Raw genomic sequence first — 19,343 nt, 5'->3', positions numbered from 1 at the left:
CCGGTGGACGACGGCCGCCCGGCCGACCGGCAGTGACGCTGCGCACGCAGGATCGACGGGGCGCTCGTCCGATGCGTTGAACCAGCTCCAACCCGAGTCGAGGAGACCGACATGGCCAAAGGTCAGCAAAAAGGCAATCGCGAAGCCAAGAAACCCAAGAAGGAAAAGCCCAAGAGCATTGCCGCAGCGCCGAGCCAGAAGGCCGGAGCATGGCAGCCGGATTTTTCCAGCGACAAGAAGAAGCGCTAGGGGATTTCCGGTCCTCATCAGTCTGGATGGTCTCCCGCACGCAAGGCCGTGCGCAATCAAGGCCGCGCGCAAGCAGCGACGACGCGGCCGACCGGTAGACAGCCCAAAGGACAGAACATGGCGCGCGAAACGATCTATGTCGTTCAGGCGTTCAGCGCCGGCCGGGGCGGACGCGCGAAAGCCGAGACGCCGATCGCCTGCAAGACGGAAGCGAGCGCGCTCCGGACTGCGGAACGGCTGGTGTCCAGCAAGGCAGGCGTCGTCGCGTTCTCATCCTCGGGCGATCCCGACATGGGCGACTATGACGATGAGCCGACGGTCTTCTTCCGCCACGGCGAATTGCCATCGGCTTTCGATTGAGATGCGCGCCCCCCCCCCTTTGTCGCCGGCGACCATTGCCGAACGACGCCCCTTGGATGACGTCCGCCCTCACCGCGGTGTCCTCCGAACCTGATCGGTCACACACATGATTGAGTTTCCAAATCACAGCCGCTCCTATGACCGCACGCGACGTGCCGTACGGTTCTGGGGCTATGACAGCGCGATGGAAGCGTCGTTCTTCGTCGACGAGGGTGCGTTGAGACGCCTTCAGCCCGACGCCCGCCCCGACGAGTCGGGCTTTCTGACCGCATTCGATTCCAACCGCGAGCGGATCTGCGCCGCCGCCGCCCGGCTCTATGTCCGCGGCAGCCGGGGCTCCTACGATCTCGTCGCCGCCAATTTCTGAAGGCGATGCCTGCCGGCGATCGGCCAGGCCGGCGGTGATGCGGATCGGTTCTCAGCGATGCTGATGTCTCTCATCTCGAGACTCGTGACCTGACGGAGCCTCTGTCACCTACCTAGGCGGGGAAACCCCGTCCAGTGGAGCGCATTTGAGGATTGTCTAGCGGTCCGCGTGGCCCTGCGGGTCGATCAGCCGGTTGATCCGCTGCGCCGCCGCGAGCCCGAAGCGTACCGTCATCAACTTGCGCGTCGGTGCCGGCAATCTGTGCTCAGGCGCCTCGCAGTGCAGGTGGGCGCCATAGGCATCGGCGACGATCAGGCCGGTGTCCTGCGGAAAGATCTCGCACGGCAGATCCTGCGTGAAGGCGAAGAACAGCCGGTCGCAATGGGCACGGTAGTCCTCCCATTTGTGATCCGCGCGCAGATCCTCGACCGACGACTTGATCTCGACGATCCAGATCTCGCCGCGCTCGTTCAGCGCCACCAGGTCGGCGCGACGGCCCGACGGCAGCGGCAGCTCGCTGATGGTGGCAAAGCCGAGCGAGCGCAGCAGGCGCGAGGTGCCGCGCGCGATCGCCAGCGCCGTCTCCGACTGGCGGCGGTCGGTGGGAACGAGGCTGATCCTGGCGGCGGACGATTCCATTGCCGCAGCATAACCGATTCCAGGCGTCGCCCAAGCCCGCCGATCACCCGGGAACCGGAACCTGACGCCGGCCTTCCGCTTAACAAGCCGGCCGCCGGCCGGGCGGCGCAGCGAGGCGCCGTCCATGATCGACGATCTCTGGTACAAGAACGCGGTGTTCTACTGTCTGTCGGTCGGCACCTATATGGACGCCGACGGCGATGGCATCGGCGATTTCAAGGGGCTGACGCGCCGGCTCGACTATCTGCACGGGCTCGGCATCACCGCGATCTGGCTGATGCCGTTCCAGCCCTCGCCGCAGCACGACGACGGCTACGACGTCGCCGACTATTACGGCGTCGACCCGCGCTACGGCACGCTCGGTGATTTCGTCCAGTTCACGCATGGCTGCAAGCAGCGCGGCATCCGGGTGATCATCGACCTCGTCGTCAACCACACCTCCGACCGGCATCCCTGGTTCGTCGACGCCCGCAGCTCGAAGAGCGCCCGCTACCGCGACTGGTATGTCTGGTCGGACAAGAAGCCGGCCAATGCCGACAAGGGGATGGTGTTTCCCGGCGTGCAGAAGTCGACCTGGACCCGCGACAAGGAATCGGGCGCCTGGTACTTCCACCGCTTCTACGACTTCCAGCCCGATCTCAACACCTCCAATCCCGAGGTGCAGGCAGAGATCCTGAAGATCATGGGCTTCTGGATCCAGCTCGGCGTCTCCGGCTTCCGCATGGACGCGGTTCCGTTCGTGATCGCGGCCAAGGGCGCCGATGTCAGGAAGCCGGTCGAGCAGTACGACATGCTCAGGACCTTCCGCGAATTCCTGCAATGGCGCCAGGGCGAAGCGATCATCCTGGCCGAGGCCAACGTGCTGCCGGAAACCGACATGGAGTATTTCGGCGACGACGGCGACCGCATGCACATGATGTTCAACTTCCACGTCAACCAGCATCTGTTCTACGCGCTGGCGGCCTCCGACACGCGGCCGCTGGCCGAGGCGCTTTATCAGACAAAGGCGCGGCCGGCCTCGGCGCAATGGGGCCTGTTCCTGCGCAATCACGACGAGCTCGATCTGGGACGCCTGACCAAGCCGCAGCGCGCGGCGGTGTTCGCGGCGTTCGGCCCGGACAAGAACATGCAGTTGTACGATCGCGGCATTCGGCGGCGGCTGGCGCCGATGCTCGGCGGCGACCGCCGCCGCATCGAGCTCGCCTACAGCCTGATGTTCACCTTGCCCGGCACGCCCGTGATCCGCTATGGCGACGAGCTCGCGATGGGCGACGATCTCAGCCTGGCCGAGCGCAATTGCGCGCGCACCCCGATGCAATGGTCGACCGAGCCGCATGGCGGCTTCACCAAGAGCGACGCGCCGGCGTCTCCGGTGATCGATCACGGCCCCTATGGCTATGATCACATCAACGCCGCCCGGCAGCGGCGTGATCCGAATTCCATGCTGAACTGGACCGAACGCATCATCCGCATGCGCAAGGAGGTGCCGGAAGTCGGCTGGGGCGATTTCGAGGTGATCGCGACCAGGGATCCGGCCGTGCTGATCATGCGCTACGACTGGCGCAACAACTCGGTGCTGTTCGTGCACAATCTCGACGAGAAGCCGCGGGAGATCAGCTTCGATGCCGGACTGCCGGACGATGGCGGGAAGCTGCTGATCAATCTGCTGTCGGAGGATCACAGCCAGGCCGACGACCGCGGCCGCCACACCCTGGTGCTCGAGCCCTACGGCTACCGCTGGTACCGCGTCGGCGGATTGGACTATCTGCTGCGGCGAAGCGATATCGAGACGAAGAGCCCGGTGAAAAAGCGGCGGAAGGCGCGGCGGCGATCGACGACCAACTGATGACGGGCGTCTTCAAGGAGAACGGCTTCAGCCGCTCGGCTGCGCATCTCGTTCGTGAACGAGGCGCTGAATTTCGACCAACGCCTCCAACGCCATTTCGCAGGAGGTGTCGACGAACTTCTCTCCGCGAGCCGTCAAATTGATGAGGTCTCGCATTTCCGCCTGGAACTGATATCTTGCCAGACTTAAACGATTGTGTGCGGCCGATACGACATCGCGGGTCATTGCCGGAGATTGCGCGATCTCGCCGAGCGCCGGTCGATCATAGAGATAGACCGCGGCAAGGTCGAACGTGTCGCGCGCCGTGTAGGTCGATGCACGATAGATCAACTTTTTCGTCGCAATCTCTGCCGGTCGCTCCGCCGGTATAATCCGGCCGCCGAAGCTCAACGGATACGTCGGATGATCCGTAAAGGTGGGCGCATTCAAGAAATCGATCTCACCTACGTCCCGGAGAATCAGCTTCAGATATTTGCCCGGCCATTGCCACGTATCGCAAAGGGCCTTCGTGACAGGATTCATGTTCGGCGCGAGCCGCTTCAGGGCCGTGCTCGAATCCAGAAAGATGTCGACGTCGTAGCTGATGCGATGATCGAAGCTCTGCGCCAGGGCCGTGCCGCCCCCGAACGTCCACGCCCCAGGGCCGCCCTCCAGGCTATCGAGGGACAGCAGCGCCTTCTGCATGAGGTCTTGCCACCTCGAAGGCCGCCATTTCCCTGACCCATCTCTCATTTTCGGACCCCACAACCTGCCAAGTGTCGATCGCCTTCGATAGTTCTTCGAACGTCACAGCCTTGTCGAGGACGAGATGATGGATCACAGAGGCATCAATTTCGTCAAAGAACGCCTGCACGTGGACACGCCATTTCGGCTCCAGTTTCTCGGCTTTGAGGCAGGCCAGCAACGTCGCCTCGCCAATGCGGACCGGCAGCGGCGTATTGATCGTGGTCACGGCCGCGGTGAGACTGTCAGACGTCGTCGGCGGCGGCGTATTCATCAGTTCGAACTCCCGCGAAGTACCGGTTTCGGAGACCAGTACACGTCATCTCCTTGAAGGCCGAAGATTCCCCGGCATCTGTCGCGCAATATGGCGCCGTTCGGTGGGAACCTCAACAATTCCGGGGACACGGCGGCACGGAAGACGCGAGCAATACCGCTGAAGGCGTCCAGCGAAGCCCTGCGATCGGGCCTCAACGACATCGATTGCGACGCGCCGCCCCCTCGCCGGAGAAGTGGCTACGTCCTCCTGCCGACGACCACGCCCTCATTGCCGCGCAGATCCAGCGTGCCGTCGATGCGCTCGCCGCCGCGGTCGAGCCAGGTCGAGAGCAGGATCTCGCCGGTAAGGCCGCCTGCTTCGGTCGCGATGGAAACCGGCTCGCCGCCGAGATTGAGCGCGATGGTCAGCACCTCGCCGTCGTCTTCGCGGCGGTAGAGCAGGAGATCGCCTTGCGCCGCGACCGACCGATAGGACCCGGTGACGAGCACGCGGTGCTGCTTCCGCAGACGAATGAGCGCACGGGTGAGATTGAGGATCGAGCGCCGGTCGGCGGTCAGATTGACGACATTCTCATGCATGTAGTCATCGGCAACCGGCAGCCACGGCGCGGCTTGGCTGAAGCCGGCCTGCGGCAGCGCGCTCCATTGCATCGGGGTGCGGCAGCCGTCGCGGCCGACGCCGATGCCGGGCACGTTCTTCTCGAAGGGATCGCGCACCTGCTCCGGGCTGATGGCGACCTGATGCATCCCGATCTCGTCGCCGTAATACAGCGTCGGCGTGCCGCGCAAGGTCAGCAGCAGCATCGCCGCTACCCGCGCCTGCTCGGGCCCGACACGGCTCGCCACCCGGGGCCGGTCGTGGTTGCCGAGCACCCAGTTGGGCCAGGCGCCCGGTGGCAGCGCGGCTTCGTAGTCGGCGATGATCCTCTCGATCTCGCGCGCATGCCAGGGCGCGGACAGCAGCGCGAAATTGAACGGCAGATGCGCGCCGCCGAGATCCTTGCCGTAATAGGTCATCAGCCGCTCCAGCGGCAGGTAGATCTCGCCGATCAGCACGCGGTCGTCGAATTCGTCGATCACCTGCCGCATCTCGGCGACGACCTCGTGCACGTCCGGTTGGTCGGCGGAGTAGCGCGACAAGATCTGCTCATGCGGCGGCCTTCCGCCGTGATAGTCGGGATTGGCCGGGTTGTCGCGAAACTCGGCGTCCTTGATGAGGTGCCAGATCACGTCCACGCGAAAGCCGTCGACGCCCTTGCGCAGCCAGAACCGCATGACGTCATAGATCGCCGCCCGCACCTGCGCATTGCGCCAGTTCAGGTCCGGCTGCTGCGCCAGGAAGGCGTGATAGTAGTACTGCCCGGTCTGGGACTCGAACTGCCAGGCGCTGCCGCCGAACTCGGACAGCCAGTTGTTCGGCGGCCCGCCATCGGCGGCGGGATCGCGCCAGATGTACCAGTCGCGGTGCGGGTCGTCGCGCGAGTGGCACGCCTGCAGAAACCAGGGATGCTGATCGGAGGTGTGGTTCGGCACGAGATCGAGAATGAGCTTGAGGCCGCCGTCATGCGCGGCCTTCACCAGCGCGTCGAAATCCTCCATCGTCCCGAACAGCGGATCGATACCGGTGTAGTCGGCGATGTCGTAGCCGAAATCGGCCATCGGCGAGGTAAAGATCGGCGACAGCCAGATCGCATCGACACCGAGCGTCAAGAGATAGGGCAGGCGATGGATGATGCCGGTGAGGTCGCCGACCCCATCGCCGTCGCTGTCCTGGAACGAGCGCGGATAGATCTGGTAGAAAATCCCCTCGCGCCACCAGGCGCCCTGCTCCGCCATGTCGACCGCTTTCTGCTCGCAACGTGCGGCCCAACGCAGGAACCGGCGGCAGGTTCACAAGCCCCCCTTGGTCGCCCTGGCCGGGACGTCGAGCCGCCGCCCGCAGGGTGTTTTTCACTTGGCGCATTGCGAAAAATCGGCATGCTGGCGCCATGACCGAGCAGAACCAGACCAGGGCGAAGGCCGGCGCGATGATCGTGCCCGTGACGCCGTTCGAGCAGAACTGCACCATCCTGTGGTGCGAGGCGACGAAGAAGGCGATCGTGATCGATCCCGGCGGCGACGTGCCGAACATCCAGGCGGCGATCGCGCAGGCCAATGTCACCGTGGAGAAGATCTGGCTGACGCATGGCCATATCGATCACGTCGGCGGCGCGGCCGATCTGCGCGATCAGCTGAAGGTGCCGATCGAGGGGCCGCATGTCGCCGACAAATTCCTGCTCGACAACGTCGTCGCCAGTGGCGCGCGCTTCGGCATCACGGGCGTGCGCGACGTGACGCCCGACCGCTGGCTCGAGGAAGGCGATAGGGTCGAGATCGGCGAGCTCGTCTTCGACATCCTGCACTGCCCCGGCCATTCGCCGGGCAGTGTCGTGTTCTTCAACAAGGAAATGCGCTTCGCCCATGTCGGCGACGTCTTGTTCAACGGCTCGGTCGGCCGCACCGACCTGCCCGGCGGCAGCCACGACACGCTGATCCGCTCGATCAAGGACAAGCTGCTGCCGCTCGGCGACGACGTCGGCTTCATCTGCGGCCATGGCGCCGGATCGAGCTTCGGCCAGGAGCGGATGACGAACCCGTTCCTGACGGGGACCGTCTGACCCGCGCGTCTCTCGCGCGCGAGCCATGAACGGCTACGGCGCGTCTACTTCAGGCCGGCCGCTTGCAGGGCACGGTCGATCACGGCGGCGACGTTGATGGTCCGGCGCCGCGGCTTGGCGGTCGCGCCACTGCCGTTGATCGAAGATTCGCCGGTCGACGACTCCAGCCGTTTCGGCTCTGGGGGCTTGGAGACGGCCACGGGCTTGGACTCCGGCTTCTGGTCCGGCTTGGGCTTCGCCGCTTTCCGCGACTCGGATGCCGGCGCCTCGGGCGCGACCTTGGGCTGCGGGACCGCAGCGGATGCCGGTGCAGAGAGCAACATGCCGGTCGGCGACATTCGGGGCTCGACCACTTTGATCTCGGCTGGCTTGACGTCGACCGGCTCCGCAGCGGGGGATGGGGCGTCCGCCGCGCGTCGCAAGATCTTGGTCAAGGCCGGCACCGCCGAGATCGGCGACACCTGCGGGATCAGCTTCGTGCTCGGCGACGTCGTGGCCGCCTTGAGCGGACGAATCCAATCGGTGACGCCGAAGAATTTCGCGATGTGATAGGACGAGGAAATGCCGGCCTCGAGCAGGAACGGTCCGGCCTTGCCATAGCGCTTGTCGTTGGCCGCGAGCCCGATCGGCGTGCCATGCGCCATGTTGGAAATCGTGAACGATTCCACGACGGTCTCGCCGTCGGCATTCCACCATTGCTCATGCGGATAGCCGTTCACCTCGGCTGCGGCCATTGGCGCCAACGGCAGATGGTGCAGGTCCAGCCACTGCTTGACGATCTCGCCCGCATTGTCGGGATGCACCGTGTAGTCCGCTGTGCCGTGCCACACCGACAGCTTCGGCCACTTGCCGCGGTGGTTCGAGGCACGGCGAACGAGATCGCCGAGCTCGCCGGCGGGGCGCGCCGGCGGCATCCGCATCTGCAGGATCGCGTCGCGCATGCTGCGCGCGGTGCCGAACGGCAGCCCGGCGATGACGGCGCCGGCAGCGAACAATTCGGGATGCGCGGAAAGCAGCGCCATGGTCATCGCGCCGCCCGCCGACAGGCCGGTGACGTAGATGCGCCTGGGATCGATGGCATAGTCCGCCACCATGCGCGCGATCATCTCACGGATCGAGGCGACCTCGCCCTGGTCGCGCGTGATGTCCTCCGACTGAAACCAGTTGAAGCAGCGCTGCGGATTGTTGACCCGCTGCTGCTCCGGCAACAGCAGCGCGAAGCCGAAATGCTTGGCGAGCGTCGACCAGCCGGCGCCGAGATCGTACTCGGCGGCGCCCTGCCCGCAGCCATGCAGCACGACGACCAGCGGCGCCAGCGGCTGACGCTGCGCCGGCACATGGGCGAACATCTTCAGGCGCCCAGGATTGGTGCCGAAATGCTCGATCTCGATCAGTGGAGTCTCCGGGGCGCGACGCGGCTGACGATGAAAATCGGCAAATCCGGTGATGCTGTTCAGCTCGCGCAGCCTTCGCAAGTACTCAACATTTTCAGCGAGGGACAACGGCAAGCTCCTTAGGCATTCACGTATTCACGTCAGCGGGTAGACAATCCACCATCACCCAGATGGTTGCTGCAGTGCAAAAGAAAAAGCCCGCGAGACTGCGGACCTCAGCAATTTGATTGCGAATTTCGTTCTTGCTGCGATCTAAATGCCACGCCGAGGCGGCACTTCACGCAGCAATCACCGAAACGCGAACCGCGGGGCACGTCAATCGCCGCGAACGTGAGAGCGAGGCGCGCCGCAACCAGCAAGACCCGCACCACGCGCTCGACGGCATCATTCTTCATCACATGGCGAATCGCTCCGCGCGAATGAAGTGTGAGCACCGATCGGCGATCAGTAAACAAACAAATGGCAGCCATGCACCGGTCGCCGTGCGCGGCAAGATGATTGCCTCACACCGAGGCGCCAACTAGCCTGATCGGCAAGCAACAACGAATTCCGCTTGGGAGAAAACACACATGGCGCGGCTCAAATTTGGCGCTTTCCTCGCTCCGCATCATCCGATCGGCGAGCATCCGATGCTGCAATTCCGCCGCGACCTCGATCTGGTTTCTCAGCTCGACGAGCTCGGCTATGACGAGTTCTGGTGCGGCGAGCATCATTCCAGCGGCTGGGAAATGATTGCCTCGCCCGAGATGTTTCTCGCCGCAGCCGGCGAGCGCACCAAGCGCATCAGACTCGGCACCGGCGTCATCTCGCTGCCCTATCATCATCCCTACAACGTCGCGCAGCGGATGGTGCAGCTCGATCACATGACTGGCGGCCGCGCCATCTTCGGCTCGGGCCCGGGCGCGCTCGCCTCCGATGCCCACACGCTCGGCATCGATCCGATGACGCAGCGTGACCGTCAGGACGAGGCGATCGCGATCATCCGTCGCCTGTTCAACGGCGAGCGCGTCACCGCCAAGAGCGACTGGTTCACGATGAATGACGCAGCGCTGCAGATCCTCCCCTTGCAGGAGGAGATGCCGTTCGTCGTGGCGTCGCAGATCTCGCCGTCCGGCATGACGCTCGCGGGCAAATACGGCATCGGCATCATCTCGCTCGGCTCGATGTCGACGCAGGGCCTGATGGCGCTGCCGCAGCAATGGGAGTTCGCCGAGGATGCCGCGAAGAAGCACGGCACGACCGTGAGCCGCGCGAACTGGCGCGTGCTGTTGTCCTGGCACATCGCCGAGACGCGCGAGCAGGCGCGCCGCGAGGCCGGCCCTGGGCTGATGCGCTGGCACAACGAGTATACCGTGGGCACCCTGATGCGGCCGGGCCTGAAGCCGTTCTCTTCGCCCGATGAAGCCGTCGACAAGACCGCCTTCGTCGACGGCGCGGCGTCGACGATCGGCACGCCCGACGACCTCGTCAAGACGATCAAGAACCTGATGCAGGTGTCCGGCGGTGTCGGCGCCATCATCGGCTTCGTGCACGACTGGGCCAATCCGGAGAACACGCGCCGCAGCTGGGACATGGTCGCGCGCTACGTCGTGCCGGAGATCAACGGCTACATCGACGGGCTGCGCCGCTCGCAGAAATTCGTCATCGAGAACCGCGCCATCTTCGAGCGCGCCGGCCAGGCCGTGATGGCCAAGATCATGGACAACGACAAGGCCGCCGCGGCGCTGTCGCAGACGGGACCCGGCCGCGTCGCGATTCCCGCGGTGAATGCGCCGGACCTGCAGCAGGCCGCGGCGAAGCAGCGGGGGTGAATCAACGACGGTGCGTAGGGCGGATTAGCGCAGCGTAGTCCGCCGACCCTCACGAGAGACTTCATCAGGTCGTCGTCGGTATCACGATCGAGCATCGTATATGCCAAGTGGGCAGGTCACTACGCCGTACCCTGACGGCGGATTACGCTGCGCTAATCCGCCCTACCCATGGCCCTCACCTCACCGCCGCGACCAGCCTCTCGCAGTCGGCGATGGTCGCGATCTGCTTCAGTGTCTCGCGGAGCGCCGGCAGGTCGACGGGCTTCTGGAATTGCGGATAGACGACGAGCCCGAGCACGGTCGCGAGCCGGACGTGCTCCTCGCGCGTGGCGTCCTCGGCGCCGCTGATGAAGATCACCGGCGTGCGCGATTTCAGCTCGTTGAGCAGCAGCAGGATATCGGCGCCGCAGCGATCGCCGAGCGACAGATCCAGGGTGATGCAGTCGAAGGTCCGCTGGCGCAGCACCTCCGCCGCAGCCCCGACCGAGGTCACGCAGGTCGCCTCGTAGCCGCACTGCGCGGCGATCTTGCGCAGGATCGACAGATGCACCTCGGCATCCTCGATCACCAGCAACTGATTGCTCATGCCCTTGCCCTCGTTATCTGCTGACCAGACGTCAGGTCTGGCCGTTGCTAGATGAGGCCGATGGCCGGGTGGTAAACATTTGGCTCCGTGGATTTACGGGTCAAGAGGACGCGGGGGCCGACCTCGGGCGGGGTGGACCGTCCAACGTCGCTTCGGCCAAGTCGACGTATCCCACCAGCAACACCGCGAACTTTTTGGCTCAGCCGATCGCGATGCAATTGCCGCGTTCGATGCAACCGGCGATGGTGCCGCAACCATGTCGAATCGACGTCGCGCGCTAGGGCAAAGCATGACGAAATCTGGAGTAGCGGCGATTGCGTTCGCGTTCGCGAGCATCGCGCTGGCGGGAGCGGCGAAGGCGGCCGACCTGCCGGTGAAGGCACCGCCGGTTGTCGCCGCGCCGTCGTGGACCGGCGTCTATGCCGGCGTGTCGGTCGGCGCCCGCTGGGCGGACAATGATTGGCGGACCAGCGACATCTCCCCGAACTTCGGTGCCGGCGTGTTCGTGCCGACGGCCGGCACCGGCGGGGCGATGGACAGCGTCGCCGCCAGGATCGGTGGCTATCTCGGCGTCAACTGGCAGTTCGCTCCGTCATGGGTGGCTGGCGTCGAGGGCGACTTCGGCTGGGCCGACAACACCAAGCGGGCGAGTGCGCTGCCGGGCACGGCCGGGCTGTTCTTCGGCATCCCGCTGGTCGGCCTTCCGTCCGGCTCAGTGAAGGAAACATGGGACGGCAGCGTGCGCGCCCGTCTGGGTTATCTGATCGCGCCATCTACGCTGGTCTATGGCAGCGGCGGCGTGGCATGGCAGCGCCTCGAGCTGAACGCCAGTTGCACCATCGTTCCCGGCAACCCGTTCTGCTTCGGCAGTCCGCACGATGAGACCTACGCCTCGACCCGGGTCGGATGGACCGTCGGCGGCGGCATCGAGCACATGATCGGCGGCCGCTGGCTGGTGCGGGCCGACTACCGCTACGCCGATTTCGGCACCTGGACTCAGCCCTTCTTCGTCGCCGGCGGCGTCGGGGTCGGGTTCGACGACCGCTTCACCGCGCACGTGACGACGCGAACTCATACGGCGACGATCGGCCTCGCCTACAAGTTCTGAGGCGCGGCTGGTCCTGACGCGCACTGTCATGCGCTCGCCGATGAGAGTGAGCACCGTCAAACCATAGGGCCGGCGAGGCTTGGCTCCAAACTGCCCGGGCGCTACTTTGAGCGGCATGCCTGCTGCCAAACCTCAATGCTTTCCACGGCCGCCCGCCCCCGTGTCTGCTGATGAAATCATCTTCATCAAGGACACGATCAAGCGATTCTATGGCGACGACGCGATCGTGCGCAACTTCGGCCCAGACCCGGCTCGCCTACAGCTGCACGTCGAAACCAGCCGCGACATTGGAGCGGCGAGATATGACTGCCTCGGCGTCTTGATGACCCGAATCGACCGCGATCAGATCGCCCTTGAGGTGACGCGGCGGGGCACACGGATATACGGCCACGCGAAACTCGCCTACCGTCATGGCGTCGCACTTTGAAAATCGGCGCCTTGGGACGAACCGACGCGTGCGCGACGCGGCTACGCGCGCAGCCGAGGACGCATCGGCGCTCGGGTGTCACGAGGATTTTCTTAACCCCGGCCTGCCATGTTCGCCGCCAATCGCGCACGGTCCGCGGGGGACCGCTCGCGCGTAGGATGCGCCAGGCAGCCCGCCGTCTCGACCCGGCAGGTTTTTCCGCGAGAAAGGTCGCAAATGTCGCTCTCCTCAGCCAAGAACTACGCGCTGCGCGCCGAACGTTCGCAGGACCCCAAGGAGGCCGCCGACCTCCTGGCAAAGGCGATCCTGGAGCTGGCGGCCTCGATCGAGGCAACCGACGCCAAGGTGAAGAAGATCAACAAATCGGGCGGCTGATGGACTTGGCTCCAGGTCGGAACGCGTGGCGGCTTCTGCCTGCGGCGAGGCTTGCCCGCCTCGAAAGATGATCCGCTGACCCTGCGCGGATTGACCGCCGAAATCGCGGCATCACCGGCGAGCGACAGCAGGACGTATTGGCGATCGTCGGGGCCGACGGGCAAATCGCTTCCAGCAAAGCGCCTTTGAGAAGGCGAAACCGCACCGCGCCGGCCTGTCGATCACAGGCTCATCACCATGAAGCGGTGCGCGCCGAAAAACTCATTTCACGAAACACCTCAATCACATCATCCCTGTCCAGTCCTGCGCGCAAAAATATTCTGCTTTCGTTTTTCCGAATCAAGCATACCTTAACGCAGTCCCGTCTCGATTAAGAGGGGCGCTTCGCGGTCGTCACGAACGTTGAGGCGGGATGCGGTGGGCGTGTCGATGTCGCAGCGTGGTTATCCCGCGCGGACGAACGGCGGCGATGCGCACGGTCAAGTCGCGTGGTCCTGGCACCCCGATGCTGGTGTTACGCTTGCAGCGGCGCTCACGCGTCGCGCAGGCAACGGTGGCCAAAAAGCCCGGCGCACCGGGGAGAACGCGAAGCAGCCGTGAAAACCATCGCGCGGGGAATGCCGGGATGCCTCGGCTGAACCTGTGGTACCTGCCGCCTGCATTTTTTTCTGCAGGCGGGCCATGGGTGCGGCCAGCGCCCGGCATTCCCCGTGCCCTCTGCTTGGGGGGGCAGCAAGTCCAGCAGGACTCGGACGCATGAAGCGCGTCGCGAGATCGCCAACGCGTGCGATGCAGCACAACTACACCGAGACGAAATAACGCAGCGTATTGCATGATGGCTGCAACCGCCCTTCAATGTGTGCCGGCGCGTCGCCGCGCCCCGCCGCCTCGAAAACGGAGCCTCCTTGATGTCGATGCAAAGTGTGGCCACGCCATCGTTCCGCCTGACCTCGCCGCGGCGCAACTCACTGACCCATATCCCCGGCGACGAAGGCTGGCCGATCATCGGCAAGACATTCGAGACCCTCGCCGACCCCAAGGGTCACGTCGAGCGCAACGCCAGGAAGTATGGCCCCGTCTACCGCACCCACATGTTCGGCGAGGTCAACGTCGTGCTGCTCGGCCCCGAGGCCAACGAGCTGGTGCTGTTCGACCAGGCCAAGCTGTTCTCCTCGGCGCATGGCTGGGGCCACATCCTCAACCTGCTGTTTCCGCGCGGCCTGATGCTGCTCGATTTCGACGAGCACCGCATGCACCGCAAGGCGCTGTCCGTCGCCTTCAAGGCCGGGCCGATGAAGTCCTATCTCGCCGGCCTCGACCGCGGCATCGCCGCGCGCATCGCGCAGTGGAAAGCAAATCCGGGCGAGATGCTGTTCTATCCGGCGATCAAGCAGCTCACGCTCGACCTCGCCGCGACGTCCTTCCTCGGCACCGAGATCGGGCCGGAGGTCGACGCCATCAACCGCGCCTTCGTCGACATGGTCGCGGCCTCGGTGGCGCCGATCCGCAGGCCGCTGCCAGGCACGCAGATGGCGCGCGGGGTCAAGGGCCGGCAGCGCATCGTCGCCTATTTCTCCGAGCAGATCCCGTTGCGACGTGCGAAAGGCGATGGCGACGATCTGTTCTCGCATCTGTGCCGCGCCACCGATGACCACGGCGCGTTGCTGTCGACGCAGGACATCGTCGACCACATGAGCTTCCTGATGATGGCGGCGCACGACACGCTGACCTCGTCGCTGACCTCCTTCGTCGCCCAGCTCGCCGCGCATCCACAGTGGCAGCAGAAGCTGCGCGACGAGGTGACGAGCCTCGGCCTCGCCAAGGACGAACCGATGAACTCGGAGCATCTGGAGAAGATGAAGCTGACCGAGATGGCGTTCCAGGAGACCCTGCGGCTGATGCCGCCGGTGCCGTCGCTGCCGCGCCGGCCGATCCGGGATTTCACCTTCAAGGGCTACGCGATTCCCGCCGGCACCGGCGTCGGCATCAATCCGATGTACACCCATCACATGCCGGAGATCTGGCCGGAGCCGGAGCGGTTCAACCCGATGCGCTTCACCGACGAGGCCCAGCGCGGCCGCCACCGCTTCGCCTGGGTGCCGTTCGGCGGCGGCGCGCACATGTGCCTCGGCCTGCACTTCGCCTACATGCAGGTGAAGTGCTTCGCGCGGCACTTCCTCGCCAACCTTGAGGTCTCTTTCGCCCCCGGCTATCAGCCGAACTGGCAGGTCTGGCCGATCCCGAAACCGCGCGACGGGCTGAAGGTGATGCTGAAGGCGGTGTGACCCGCGCGCATTGATACAGCGAGGGCGCCAAGTATCTTGGTTTGTTGCGGACTCTTTCCCCCTCGTCTTCCTCCTCGTCATGGCCGGGCTTGACCCGGCCATCCATCCTGCTGCAACGCGCGGATGAGAGACGTGGATGTCCGGGCATGACGAAATGTATACTTCGCCGTCCCCTACTCCACCGCATCCCCCAGCAGCTTGCGCATCGCCTGATAGCCCTGCTGCTGCTGGCTCCAGTTGCGGCCGCCGGTGATGGCGCCGTCGATGACGAGATCATGGCCGTTGATGAAGCTCGATTCGTCGCTGGCGAGAAACACTGCAGCGTAGGCGATGTCGTCGGGCAGGCCGGCACGCGGAATCGGCTGCGCCGTGGCATAGGCGTTGCGGATCGTCTCCGGCGTCTTCTCGGCCGCCTCGGTCGACAGGCCCAGCGCCTTGCCGAAGATGCCGGTGGCGATCAGTCCGGGCGAGATCGAGTTGACGCGCACGCCGGACTCGCCGAGCTCCATCGCCACGCATTTCGTCAGATGGATCACCGCCGCCTTCGCCGTGCTGTAGACCACCGAGGTGGAGAAGCCGGCGAGCCGGCCGGCGATCGAGCCGTTGTTGATGATGCTGCCGGAGCCTTGCCGCTTCATGTGGGGCGCGGCGTATTTCATGCCGAGCATGACGCTGCGCACCAGCACCGCCATGGCCTGGTCGAACCGATCGGCGTCGAGGCCTTCGATGCCGCCGGTCTGCGCCGGACCGCCCGCATTGTTGAACACGCAATCGAGCCGGCCAAAGCGCTCGACCGCGCCATCGATCAATGCCCGCATCTGCCCGTCGACCGTGACGTCGGTCTGCCGGAACACGCAGCTCGCCCCGAGCCTGCTCGCCAGCGCCTCGCCCTCGGCGCTGCGCCGGCCCGCGACGACGACCTTCGCCCCCTCGGCTACGAAGATTTCCGCCGTGCGCAGGCCGATGCCGCTGGTCGCACCCGTGATCACGGCGACCTTGCCCTCCAACCGTCCCATTCCCTGCTCCTTCCTTTGCTGCTGCGTGCTCGTTCTGGGCGGCGGAATAACAAGCGCCTGAGTTCCGCCGCGGAACCATCATCCTGCGCGCCAGGTTGCCACACACGCAAGACGGCCTCCATCAACCGGACAAATTACCGCCACGTCGGCCTTAATTTGGTTGCGCAGTTGAGGCTCATGGATGTCCATGACGCGACTCATCGACGACATCAAGCGGATCTGGCGCGGCGAGCAGCAGCCTTCCCTGACATGGAGCTGCATGTTTGCAGCGATGTGCCTGCTCGCAGCCACGGCGATCCGCTACGGCATGGCGCATCTGCGGCCCGACGTGTTCTTCACGCCCTACCTGCCGGCCGTCTTCTTCGCCACCGCGATGGGCGGATCGGGCGTCGGCCTGGCGACGGCGATCGCAGGCGCGGCGCTCGGCCTGACGCTCGATTTTGGCGGCGGTCCGGCCGATGGCGCCCGGCTCGCGCTGATGGCGATGTATATGGTCGTGGCGCTGCTGGTGATCTGGGGCGTCGATCACTACCGGCGCCTGGCCGCCAAGCAGCGCGAGATCGCCCGGCGGCTCACCCAGGAGGAGCAGTATCGCAAGCTCCTGGTCGACGAGCTGCACCACCGGCTCAAGAACAAGACCTCCACCATTCACGCCGTGCTGCATCAGGTGCTGTACGACCAGCCGCAGGTGTGGAGCCGCATCGACCAGCGCATCCGCGCGCTCGCGACCGCGGACGACCTGATCGCGCGCGCCGACGGACAGGGCTGCGACCTGAAGGATCTGCTGGTCTCGGAGCTCGGGCCATATGGCCATGTCCGCTTCGAGCTCCACGGCCCGCCGCTGTTCCTGCCTGCCAAGCTCGCCGTCAGCCTCGCTTTGATCTTTCACGAGCTTGCGACCAATGCCGGCAAGTACGGCGCCTTTGCCTCGCCGCGCGGCTTCCTTCAGGTGTCATGGACGATGCAGGAGGACCGCCTCCATCTGACCTGGGACGAGGCCGCGGGTCCGCCGATCGGTCCGATCGGCAGGCCCGGCTTCGGAAGCAAATTGCTGAAGTCCGTGCTGTCGTCGTTCGATGGCAGGACCGAGACCAGATTTCTCGAATCCGGCCTTCACTGCACCTTGCAGTGTCGCGTGCCACCAAGCTGAACCGGCCGCCGGGCGGCCATTCCTGCCTACCACTTTCGCCGCATGCGCGCGGCCGCGTCGCTGCTCCGATTCAGGAACGGTTAATGACGCCGCGGCACAAAGCTCCGTCATTCCCGAGACTTGGCTCGCGCGTTCCGGGTTTCTACGTAGCGCTTAACTAAAATGAAGCGGGAACTTTGCACAATCGGCGCATGTACAGCAGCGACCGATTCAACTTTTCCCCCGGGCCGAATGAGGGGCTGGGCTCGACCGAGGCCGAGCTGCGCTTCCTGCGCAGCGTCCTCAGCCAGCTGCCGTCGGGCGTCACGGTCCAGGACGAGCATGGTCGCTTTCTGCTGGTCAACGATACGGCCGCCGTCCAGCTCGGCGCCGCCGCCAACAGCATCGACGGCCTCTCAGCGCCGCATCTCCATAACCGGCGCACGGCCTGCCGCGAGATCCTCGGCCGGGGTCGGACGGTGATCGGCGAGGAAAAAGTGGCAGGCGAGCGCGGCGCGCAGACCTTGCTGACCGCGCATCGGCCGGTTCGCATCGGCGACCAGACCGTCCTCATCTCCAGCTCGGCCGATATCAGCGAGCAGAAGGAGTTCGAGGACCAGTTGTTTCGCGCCGCCTATTACGACGAGTTGACCGGCCTGCCGATGCGCCGCGTGGTCGAGCATCGCGCCGACCTGCTGGTCCGGCGCGGCCGCGTCGACGGACGCTTCGCACTCGCCTTTCTCGACCTCGACAATTTCAAGTACATCAACGACTATTACGGCCACGCCACCGGCGATGCGCTGCTGGTCGAGCTCGCCAAGCGCATCAGCCGCGACCTGCGCGAGTCGGACCTGCTGTCGCGCATCAGCGGCGACGAGTTCCTGCTGCTGCTGCATCCGATCGAGCGCGCCGAGGAGGTCGCCGAATTCCTGCACGCGATGCTGGAACGCCTGAACGCGCCCTTCTTCATCGACGGCGCCGAGGTGTTCGCCTCCGCGTCCGTCGGAGTGAGCCTGTTTCCCGAACACGGCGCAAGCTACGACGTGCTGCGCCAGAACGCGGATCTGGCGATGTACCGCGTCAAGAACGGCGGCAAGGGCACGCTGGCCTTCTTCTCCAGCGCGATGGAGCACGAGGCGCTGGCGCGCATGAAGGTCGAGCAGTCGCTGCGGCTCGCGATCCTCGAAAAGCGCTTCTGCTGCGCGTTCCAGGCCAAGGTCGACATCCGCACCGAGGAGATCAAGGGCATCGAGGCGCTGGTGCGGCTGCGCGACAATGAAGGCGTGATCCAGGCACCCGGATCGTTCATCAACCTCGCGGTCGAGCTCGGTCTCATCGACGAGCTCGCCCATCTCGTGCTCGACGAGATCATCAAGTCGATCGATCTTATCAACGACGCGTTTGGGCCGGAAGCGACGATCAGCATCAACGTCGCGGCGAAACAGGCGTCGAATCCGGAATTCATGCAGCCCTTCGCCCGGGCGATCGCAGCGACCGGCTTTCCCAAGCGGTTCATGATCGAGGTCACCGAGGACGCGTTCGTGACCCGCAGCCATTTCCAGGACGAGATCGTGCCGCTGCTGCGCGGGATCGGCGTCGGCATCTCGATCGATGATTTCGGCATCGGCTATTCGTCGCTGTCGGCACTCGCCGACATCACGGCGGACGAGATCAAGATCGACCGCTCCTTCATCACCGACATTCATAAGCGACCGCGCAGCCAGGGCATCCTGCGTGCGATCGAATCCCTGAGCGAGGCGCTGGGCATGACGGTGATCGCGGAGGGCATCGAGTCGTTCGAGGAGCTCGCCTATCTGCAGGCCGCGACCAAGATCCGCTATGCGCAGGGCTACTACTTCTCGCGTCCGATCTTCCTGGAGGAGCTGAAGCCGGCGGCCCCGCTTGCAAGCGAAGCGCGCATCAGTCTCGCCAGTCGCCCTGTGCAGGAAAATCGCCAGGTCTATGCGCGCAGCAGCCGCTATCGGCGCTGAGCTTTTGGAGGACGACACCCTTCGACCCAACGTATGAGCCATCACGGGCTGCCGCCGAAAGCGCCTTGACCCAGGCCGAGCCTGCACACTATCAGTTGCAGGCA

The 19,343-nt window shown here is 65.1% G+C and carries 20 protein-coding genes; 13 read left to right on the top strand and 7 right to left on the bottom strand.

Annotation, left to right across the window (positions count from 1 at the left end):
* Nucleotides 1-111 precede the first annotated feature (111 nt).
* The 3 genes from QX094_RS13715 (at nucleotide 112) to QX094_RS13705 (ending at nucleotide 976) form a co-directional block, all read left to right on the top strand.
* On the top strand, nucleotides 112-249 hold the full coding sequence (locus QX094_RS13715; RefSeq protein WP_172115158.1) for a hypothetical protein: 138 nt from the start codon (nucleotides 112-114) through the stop codon (nucleotides 247-249).
* A 117-nt stretch (nucleotides 250-366) separates the two neighbouring features.
* Complete coding sequence (locus tag QX094_RS13710) at nucleotides 367-609, top strand: hypothetical protein (RefSeq protein WP_172134681.1); 243 nt, start codon at nucleotides 367-369, stop codon at nucleotides 607-609.
* Nucleotides 610-715: 106 nt separating this feature from the next.
* Nucleotides 716-976, top strand: coding sequence for a DUF1488 domain-containing protein (locus QX094_RS13705; RefSeq protein WP_315715133.1), 261 nt, complete (start codon nucleotides 716-718; stop codon nucleotides 974-976).
* A 156-nt stretch (nucleotides 977-1,132) separates the two neighbouring features.
* Here the strand turns inward: QX094_RS13705 and QX094_RS13700 are convergent, their stop codons facing one another.
* The gene (locus QX094_RS13700) at nucleotides 1,133-1,615 is read right to left on the bottom strand and encodes an MmcB family DNA repair protein (RefSeq protein ID WP_315751894.1); all 483 of its coding nucleotides are present in this window, start codon (nucleotides 1,613-1,615) and stop codon (nucleotides 1,133-1,135) included.
* Between the two features lie 124 nt (nucleotides 1,616-1,739).
* Between QX094_RS13700 and QX094_RS13695 the strand changes: the two genes are divergently transcribed.
* Nucleotides 1,740-3,461 carry an alpha-amylase family protein gene (locus QX094_RS13695; RefSeq protein WP_315751893.1) on the top strand — a complete coding sequence of 574 codons (1,722 nt, stop codon included), beginning with the start codon at nucleotides 1,740-1,742 and terminating at the stop codon, nucleotides 3,459-3,461.
* A gap of 27 nt (nucleotides 3,462-3,488) precedes the next feature.
* Here the strand turns inward: QX094_RS13695 and QX094_RS13690 are convergent, their stop codons facing one another.
* From QX094_RS13690 to QX094_RS13680, 3 genes are all read right to left on the bottom strand, one after another.
* Nucleotides 3,489-4,145 (bottom strand): nucleotidyl transferase AbiEii/AbiGii toxin family protein, encoded by a 657-nt coding sequence (locus tag QX094_RS13690; protein ID WP_315715130.1) that lies wholly within the window; start codon nucleotides 4,143-4,145, stop codon nucleotides 3,489-3,491.
* Complete coding sequence (locus QX094_RS13685; protein ID WP_315825563.1) at nucleotides 4,117-4,458, bottom strand: hypothetical protein; 342 nt, start codon at nucleotides 4,456-4,458, stop codon at nucleotides 4,117-4,119. Before QX094_RS13685 ends, QX094_RS13690 begins: the two co-directional genes overlap by 29 nt.
* Nucleotides 4,459-4,697: 239 nt before the next feature.
* Nucleotides 4,698-6,296 carry an alpha-amylase family glycosyl hydrolase gene (locus tag QX094_RS13680; protein WP_316174420.1) on the bottom strand — a complete coding sequence of 533 codons (1,599 nt, stop codon included), beginning with the start codon at nucleotides 6,294-6,296 and terminating at the stop codon, nucleotides 4,698-4,700.
* A gap of 152 nt (nucleotides 6,297-6,448) precedes the next feature.
* On the opposite strand from QX094_RS13680, the gene QX094_RS13675 reads away from it, so the two are divergent.
* Nucleotides 6,449-7,117, top strand: coding sequence for an MBL fold metallo-hydrolase (locus QX094_RS13675; protein WP_316174419.1), 669 nt, complete (start codon nucleotides 6,449-6,451; stop codon nucleotides 7,115-7,117).
* Nucleotides 7,118-7,161: 44 nt separating this feature from the next.
* Here the strand turns inward: QX094_RS13675 and QX094_RS13670 are convergent, their stop codons facing one another.
* Nucleotides 7,162-8,619 (bottom strand): PHB depolymerase family esterase, encoded by a 1,458-nt coding sequence (locus QX094_RS13670; RefSeq protein ID WP_315751890.1) that lies wholly within the window; start codon nucleotides 8,617-8,619, stop codon nucleotides 7,162-7,164.
* 134 nt (nucleotides 8,620-8,753) lie between these two features.
* Here QX094_RS13670 and QX094_RS13665 point away from each other — a divergent pair, with 134 nt between their 5' ends.
* Both QX094_RS13665 and QX094_RS13660 read left to right on the top strand, forming a co-directional pair.
* On the top strand, nucleotides 8,754-9,035 hold the full coding sequence (locus tag QX094_RS13665) for a hypothetical protein (protein WP_315751889.1): 282 nt from the start codon (nucleotides 8,754-8,756) through the stop codon (nucleotides 9,033-9,035).
* 45 nt (nucleotides 9,036-9,080) lie between these two features.
* On the top strand, nucleotides 9,081-10,322 hold the full coding sequence (locus tag QX094_RS13660) for an LLM class flavin-dependent oxidoreductase (protein WP_315715125.1): 1,242 nt from the start codon (nucleotides 9,081-9,083) through the stop codon (nucleotides 10,320-10,322).
* A gap of 175 nt (nucleotides 10,323-10,497) precedes the next feature.
* Here QX094_RS13660 and QX094_RS13655 read toward each other — a convergent pair whose 3' ends face one another.
* Complete coding sequence (locus QX094_RS13655) at nucleotides 10,498-10,908, bottom strand: response regulator (protein ID WP_315825568.1); 411 nt, start codon at nucleotides 10,906-10,908, stop codon at nucleotides 10,498-10,500.
* Between the two features lie 289 nt (nucleotides 10,909-11,197).
* Between QX094_RS13655 and QX094_RS13650 the strand changes: the two genes are divergently transcribed.
* The 4 genes from QX094_RS13650 (at nucleotide 11,198) to QX094_RS13635 (ending at nucleotide 15,103) form a co-directional block, all read left to right on the top strand.
* Nucleotides 11,198-12,016: an outer membrane protein gene (locus QX094_RS13650; RefSeq protein WP_315751886.1), complete on the top strand. Its 819-nt coding sequence runs from the start codon at nucleotides 11,198-11,200 to the stop codon at nucleotides 12,014-12,016.
* A gap of 115 nt (nucleotides 12,017-12,131) precedes the next feature.
* Nucleotides 12,132-12,443, top strand: a complete 312-nt coding sequence (locus tag QX094_RS13645; protein ID WP_315715122.1) for a hypothetical protein — start codon at nucleotides 12,132-12,134, stop codon at nucleotides 12,441-12,443.
* 216 nt (nucleotides 12,444-12,659) lie between these two features.
* Nucleotides 12,660-12,818: a hypothetical protein gene (locus QX094_RS13640; protein ID WP_213737209.1), complete on the top strand. Its 159-nt coding sequence runs from the start codon at nucleotides 12,660-12,662 to the stop codon at nucleotides 12,816-12,818.
* A gap of 908 nt (nucleotides 12,819-13,726) precedes the next feature.
* The gene (locus QX094_RS13635) at nucleotides 13,727-15,103 is read left to right on the top strand and encodes a cytochrome P450 (RefSeq protein ID WP_315751885.1); all 1,377 of its coding nucleotides are present in this window, start codon (nucleotides 13,727-13,729) and stop codon (nucleotides 15,101-15,103) included.
* A gap of 173 nt (nucleotides 15,104-15,276) precedes the next feature.
* On the opposite strand, the gene QX094_RS13630 is transcribed toward QX094_RS13635, so the two are convergent.
* Nucleotides 15,277-16,119, bottom strand: coding sequence for a glucose 1-dehydrogenase (locus QX094_RS13630; RefSeq protein ID WP_315715120.1), 843 nt, complete (start codon nucleotides 16,117-16,119; stop codon nucleotides 15,277-15,279).
* Between the two features lie 181 nt (nucleotides 16,120-16,300).
* Here QX094_RS13630 and QX094_RS13625 point away from each other — a divergent pair, with 181 nt between their 5' ends.
* Nucleotides 16,301-17,269 (top strand): sensor histidine kinase, encoded by a 969-nt coding sequence (locus QX094_RS13625; RefSeq protein WP_315825570.1) that lies wholly within the window; start codon nucleotides 16,301-16,303, stop codon nucleotides 17,267-17,269.
* A 191-nt stretch (nucleotides 17,270-17,460) separates the two neighbouring features.
* Nucleotides 17,461-19,239, top strand: coding sequence for a putative bifunctional diguanylate cyclase/phosphodiesterase (locus QX094_RS13620; protein ID WP_315825571.1), 1,779 nt, complete (start codon nucleotides 17,461-17,463; stop codon nucleotides 19,237-19,239).
* The last annotated feature ends 104 nt before the right edge of the window (nucleotides 19,240-19,343 follow it).

It is taken from the genome of Bradyrhizobium sp. SZCCHNS1050, from assembly GCF_032484785.1.
Lineage (GTDB): Bacteria > Pseudomonadota > Alphaproteobacteria > Rhizobiales > Xanthobacteraceae > Bradyrhizobium.
The sequence above is the reverse complement of the archived record's forward strand: the minus strand, read 5'-3'. Positions and strand labels throughout refer to the sequence as shown.

What these genes read in the sequence shown, in the direction of transcription:
- QX094_RS13625 (WP_315825570.1), top strand. Translation starts at nt 16,301, where the DNA reads ATGTCCATGACGCGACTCATCGACGACATCAAGCGGATCTGGCGCGGC.
- QX094_RS13710 (WP_172134681.1), top strand. Translation starts at nt 367, where the DNA reads ATGGCGCGCGAAACGATCTATGTCGTTCAGGCGTTCAGCGCCGGCCGG.
- QX094_RS13695 (WP_315751893.1), top strand. Translation starts at nt 1,740, where the DNA reads ATGATCGACGATCTCTGGTACAAGAACGCGGTGTTCTACTGTCTGTCG.
- QX094_RS13715 (WP_172115158.1), top strand. Translation starts at nt 112, where the DNA reads ATGGCCAAAGGTCAGCAAAAAGGCAATCGCGAAGCCAAGAAACCCAAG.
- QX094_RS13675 (WP_316174419.1), top strand. Translation starts at nt 6,449, where the DNA reads ATGACCGAGCAGAACCAGACCAGGGCGAAGGCCGGCGCGATGATCGTG.
- QX094_RS13650 (WP_315751886.1), top strand. Translation starts at nt 11,198, where the DNA reads ATGACGAAATCTGGAGTAGCGGCGATTGCGTTCGCGTTCGCGAGCATC.
- QX094_RS13620 (WP_315825571.1), top strand. Translation starts at nt 17,461, where the DNA reads ATGTACAGCAGCGACCGATTCAACTTTTCCCCCGGGCCGAATGAGGGG.
- QX094_RS13680 (WP_316174420.1), bottom strand. Translation starts at nt 6,296, where the DNA reads ATGGCGGAGCAGGGCGCCTGGTGGCGCGAGGGGATTTTCTACCAGATC.
- QX094_RS13660 (WP_315715125.1), top strand. Translation starts at nt 9,081, where the DNA reads ATGGCGCGGCTCAAATTTGGCGCTTTCCTCGCTCCGCATCATCCGATC.
- QX094_RS13690 (WP_315715130.1), bottom strand. Translation starts at nt 4,145, where the DNA reads ATGCAGAAGGCGCTGCTGTCCCTCGATAGCCTGGAGGGCGGCCCTGGG.
- QX094_RS13645 (WP_315715122.1), top strand. Translation starts at nt 12,132, where the DNA reads ATGCCTGCTGCCAAACCTCAATGCTTTCCACGGCCGCCCGCCCCCGTG.
- QX094_RS13705 (WP_315715133.1), top strand. Translation starts at nt 716, where the DNA reads ATGATTGAGTTTCCAAATCACAGCCGCTCCTATGACCGCACGCGACGT.
- QX094_RS13640 (WP_213737209.1), top strand. Translation starts at nt 12,660, where the DNA reads ATGTCGCTCTCCTCAGCCAAGAACTACGCGCTGCGCGCCGAACGTTCG.
- QX094_RS13635 (WP_315751885.1), top strand. Translation starts at nt 13,727, where the DNA reads ATGTCGATGCAAAGTGTGGCCACGCCATCGTTCCGCCTGACCTCGCCG.
- QX094_RS13700 (WP_315751894.1), bottom strand. Translation starts at nt 1,615, where the DNA reads ATGGAATCGTCCGCCGCCAGGATCAGCCTCGTTCCCACCGACCGCCGC.
- QX094_RS13685 (WP_315825563.1), bottom strand. Translation starts at nt 4,458, where the DNA reads ATGAATACGCCGCCGCCGACGACGTCTGACAGTCTCACCGCGGCCGTG.
- QX094_RS13655 (WP_315825568.1), bottom strand. Translation starts at nt 10,908, where the DNA reads ATGAGCAATCAGTTGCTGGTGATCGAGGATGCCGAGGTGCATCTGTCG.
- QX094_RS13630 (WP_315715120.1), bottom strand. Translation starts at nt 16,119, where the DNA reads ATGGGACGGTTGGAGGGCAAGGTCGCCGTGATCACGGGTGCGACCAGC.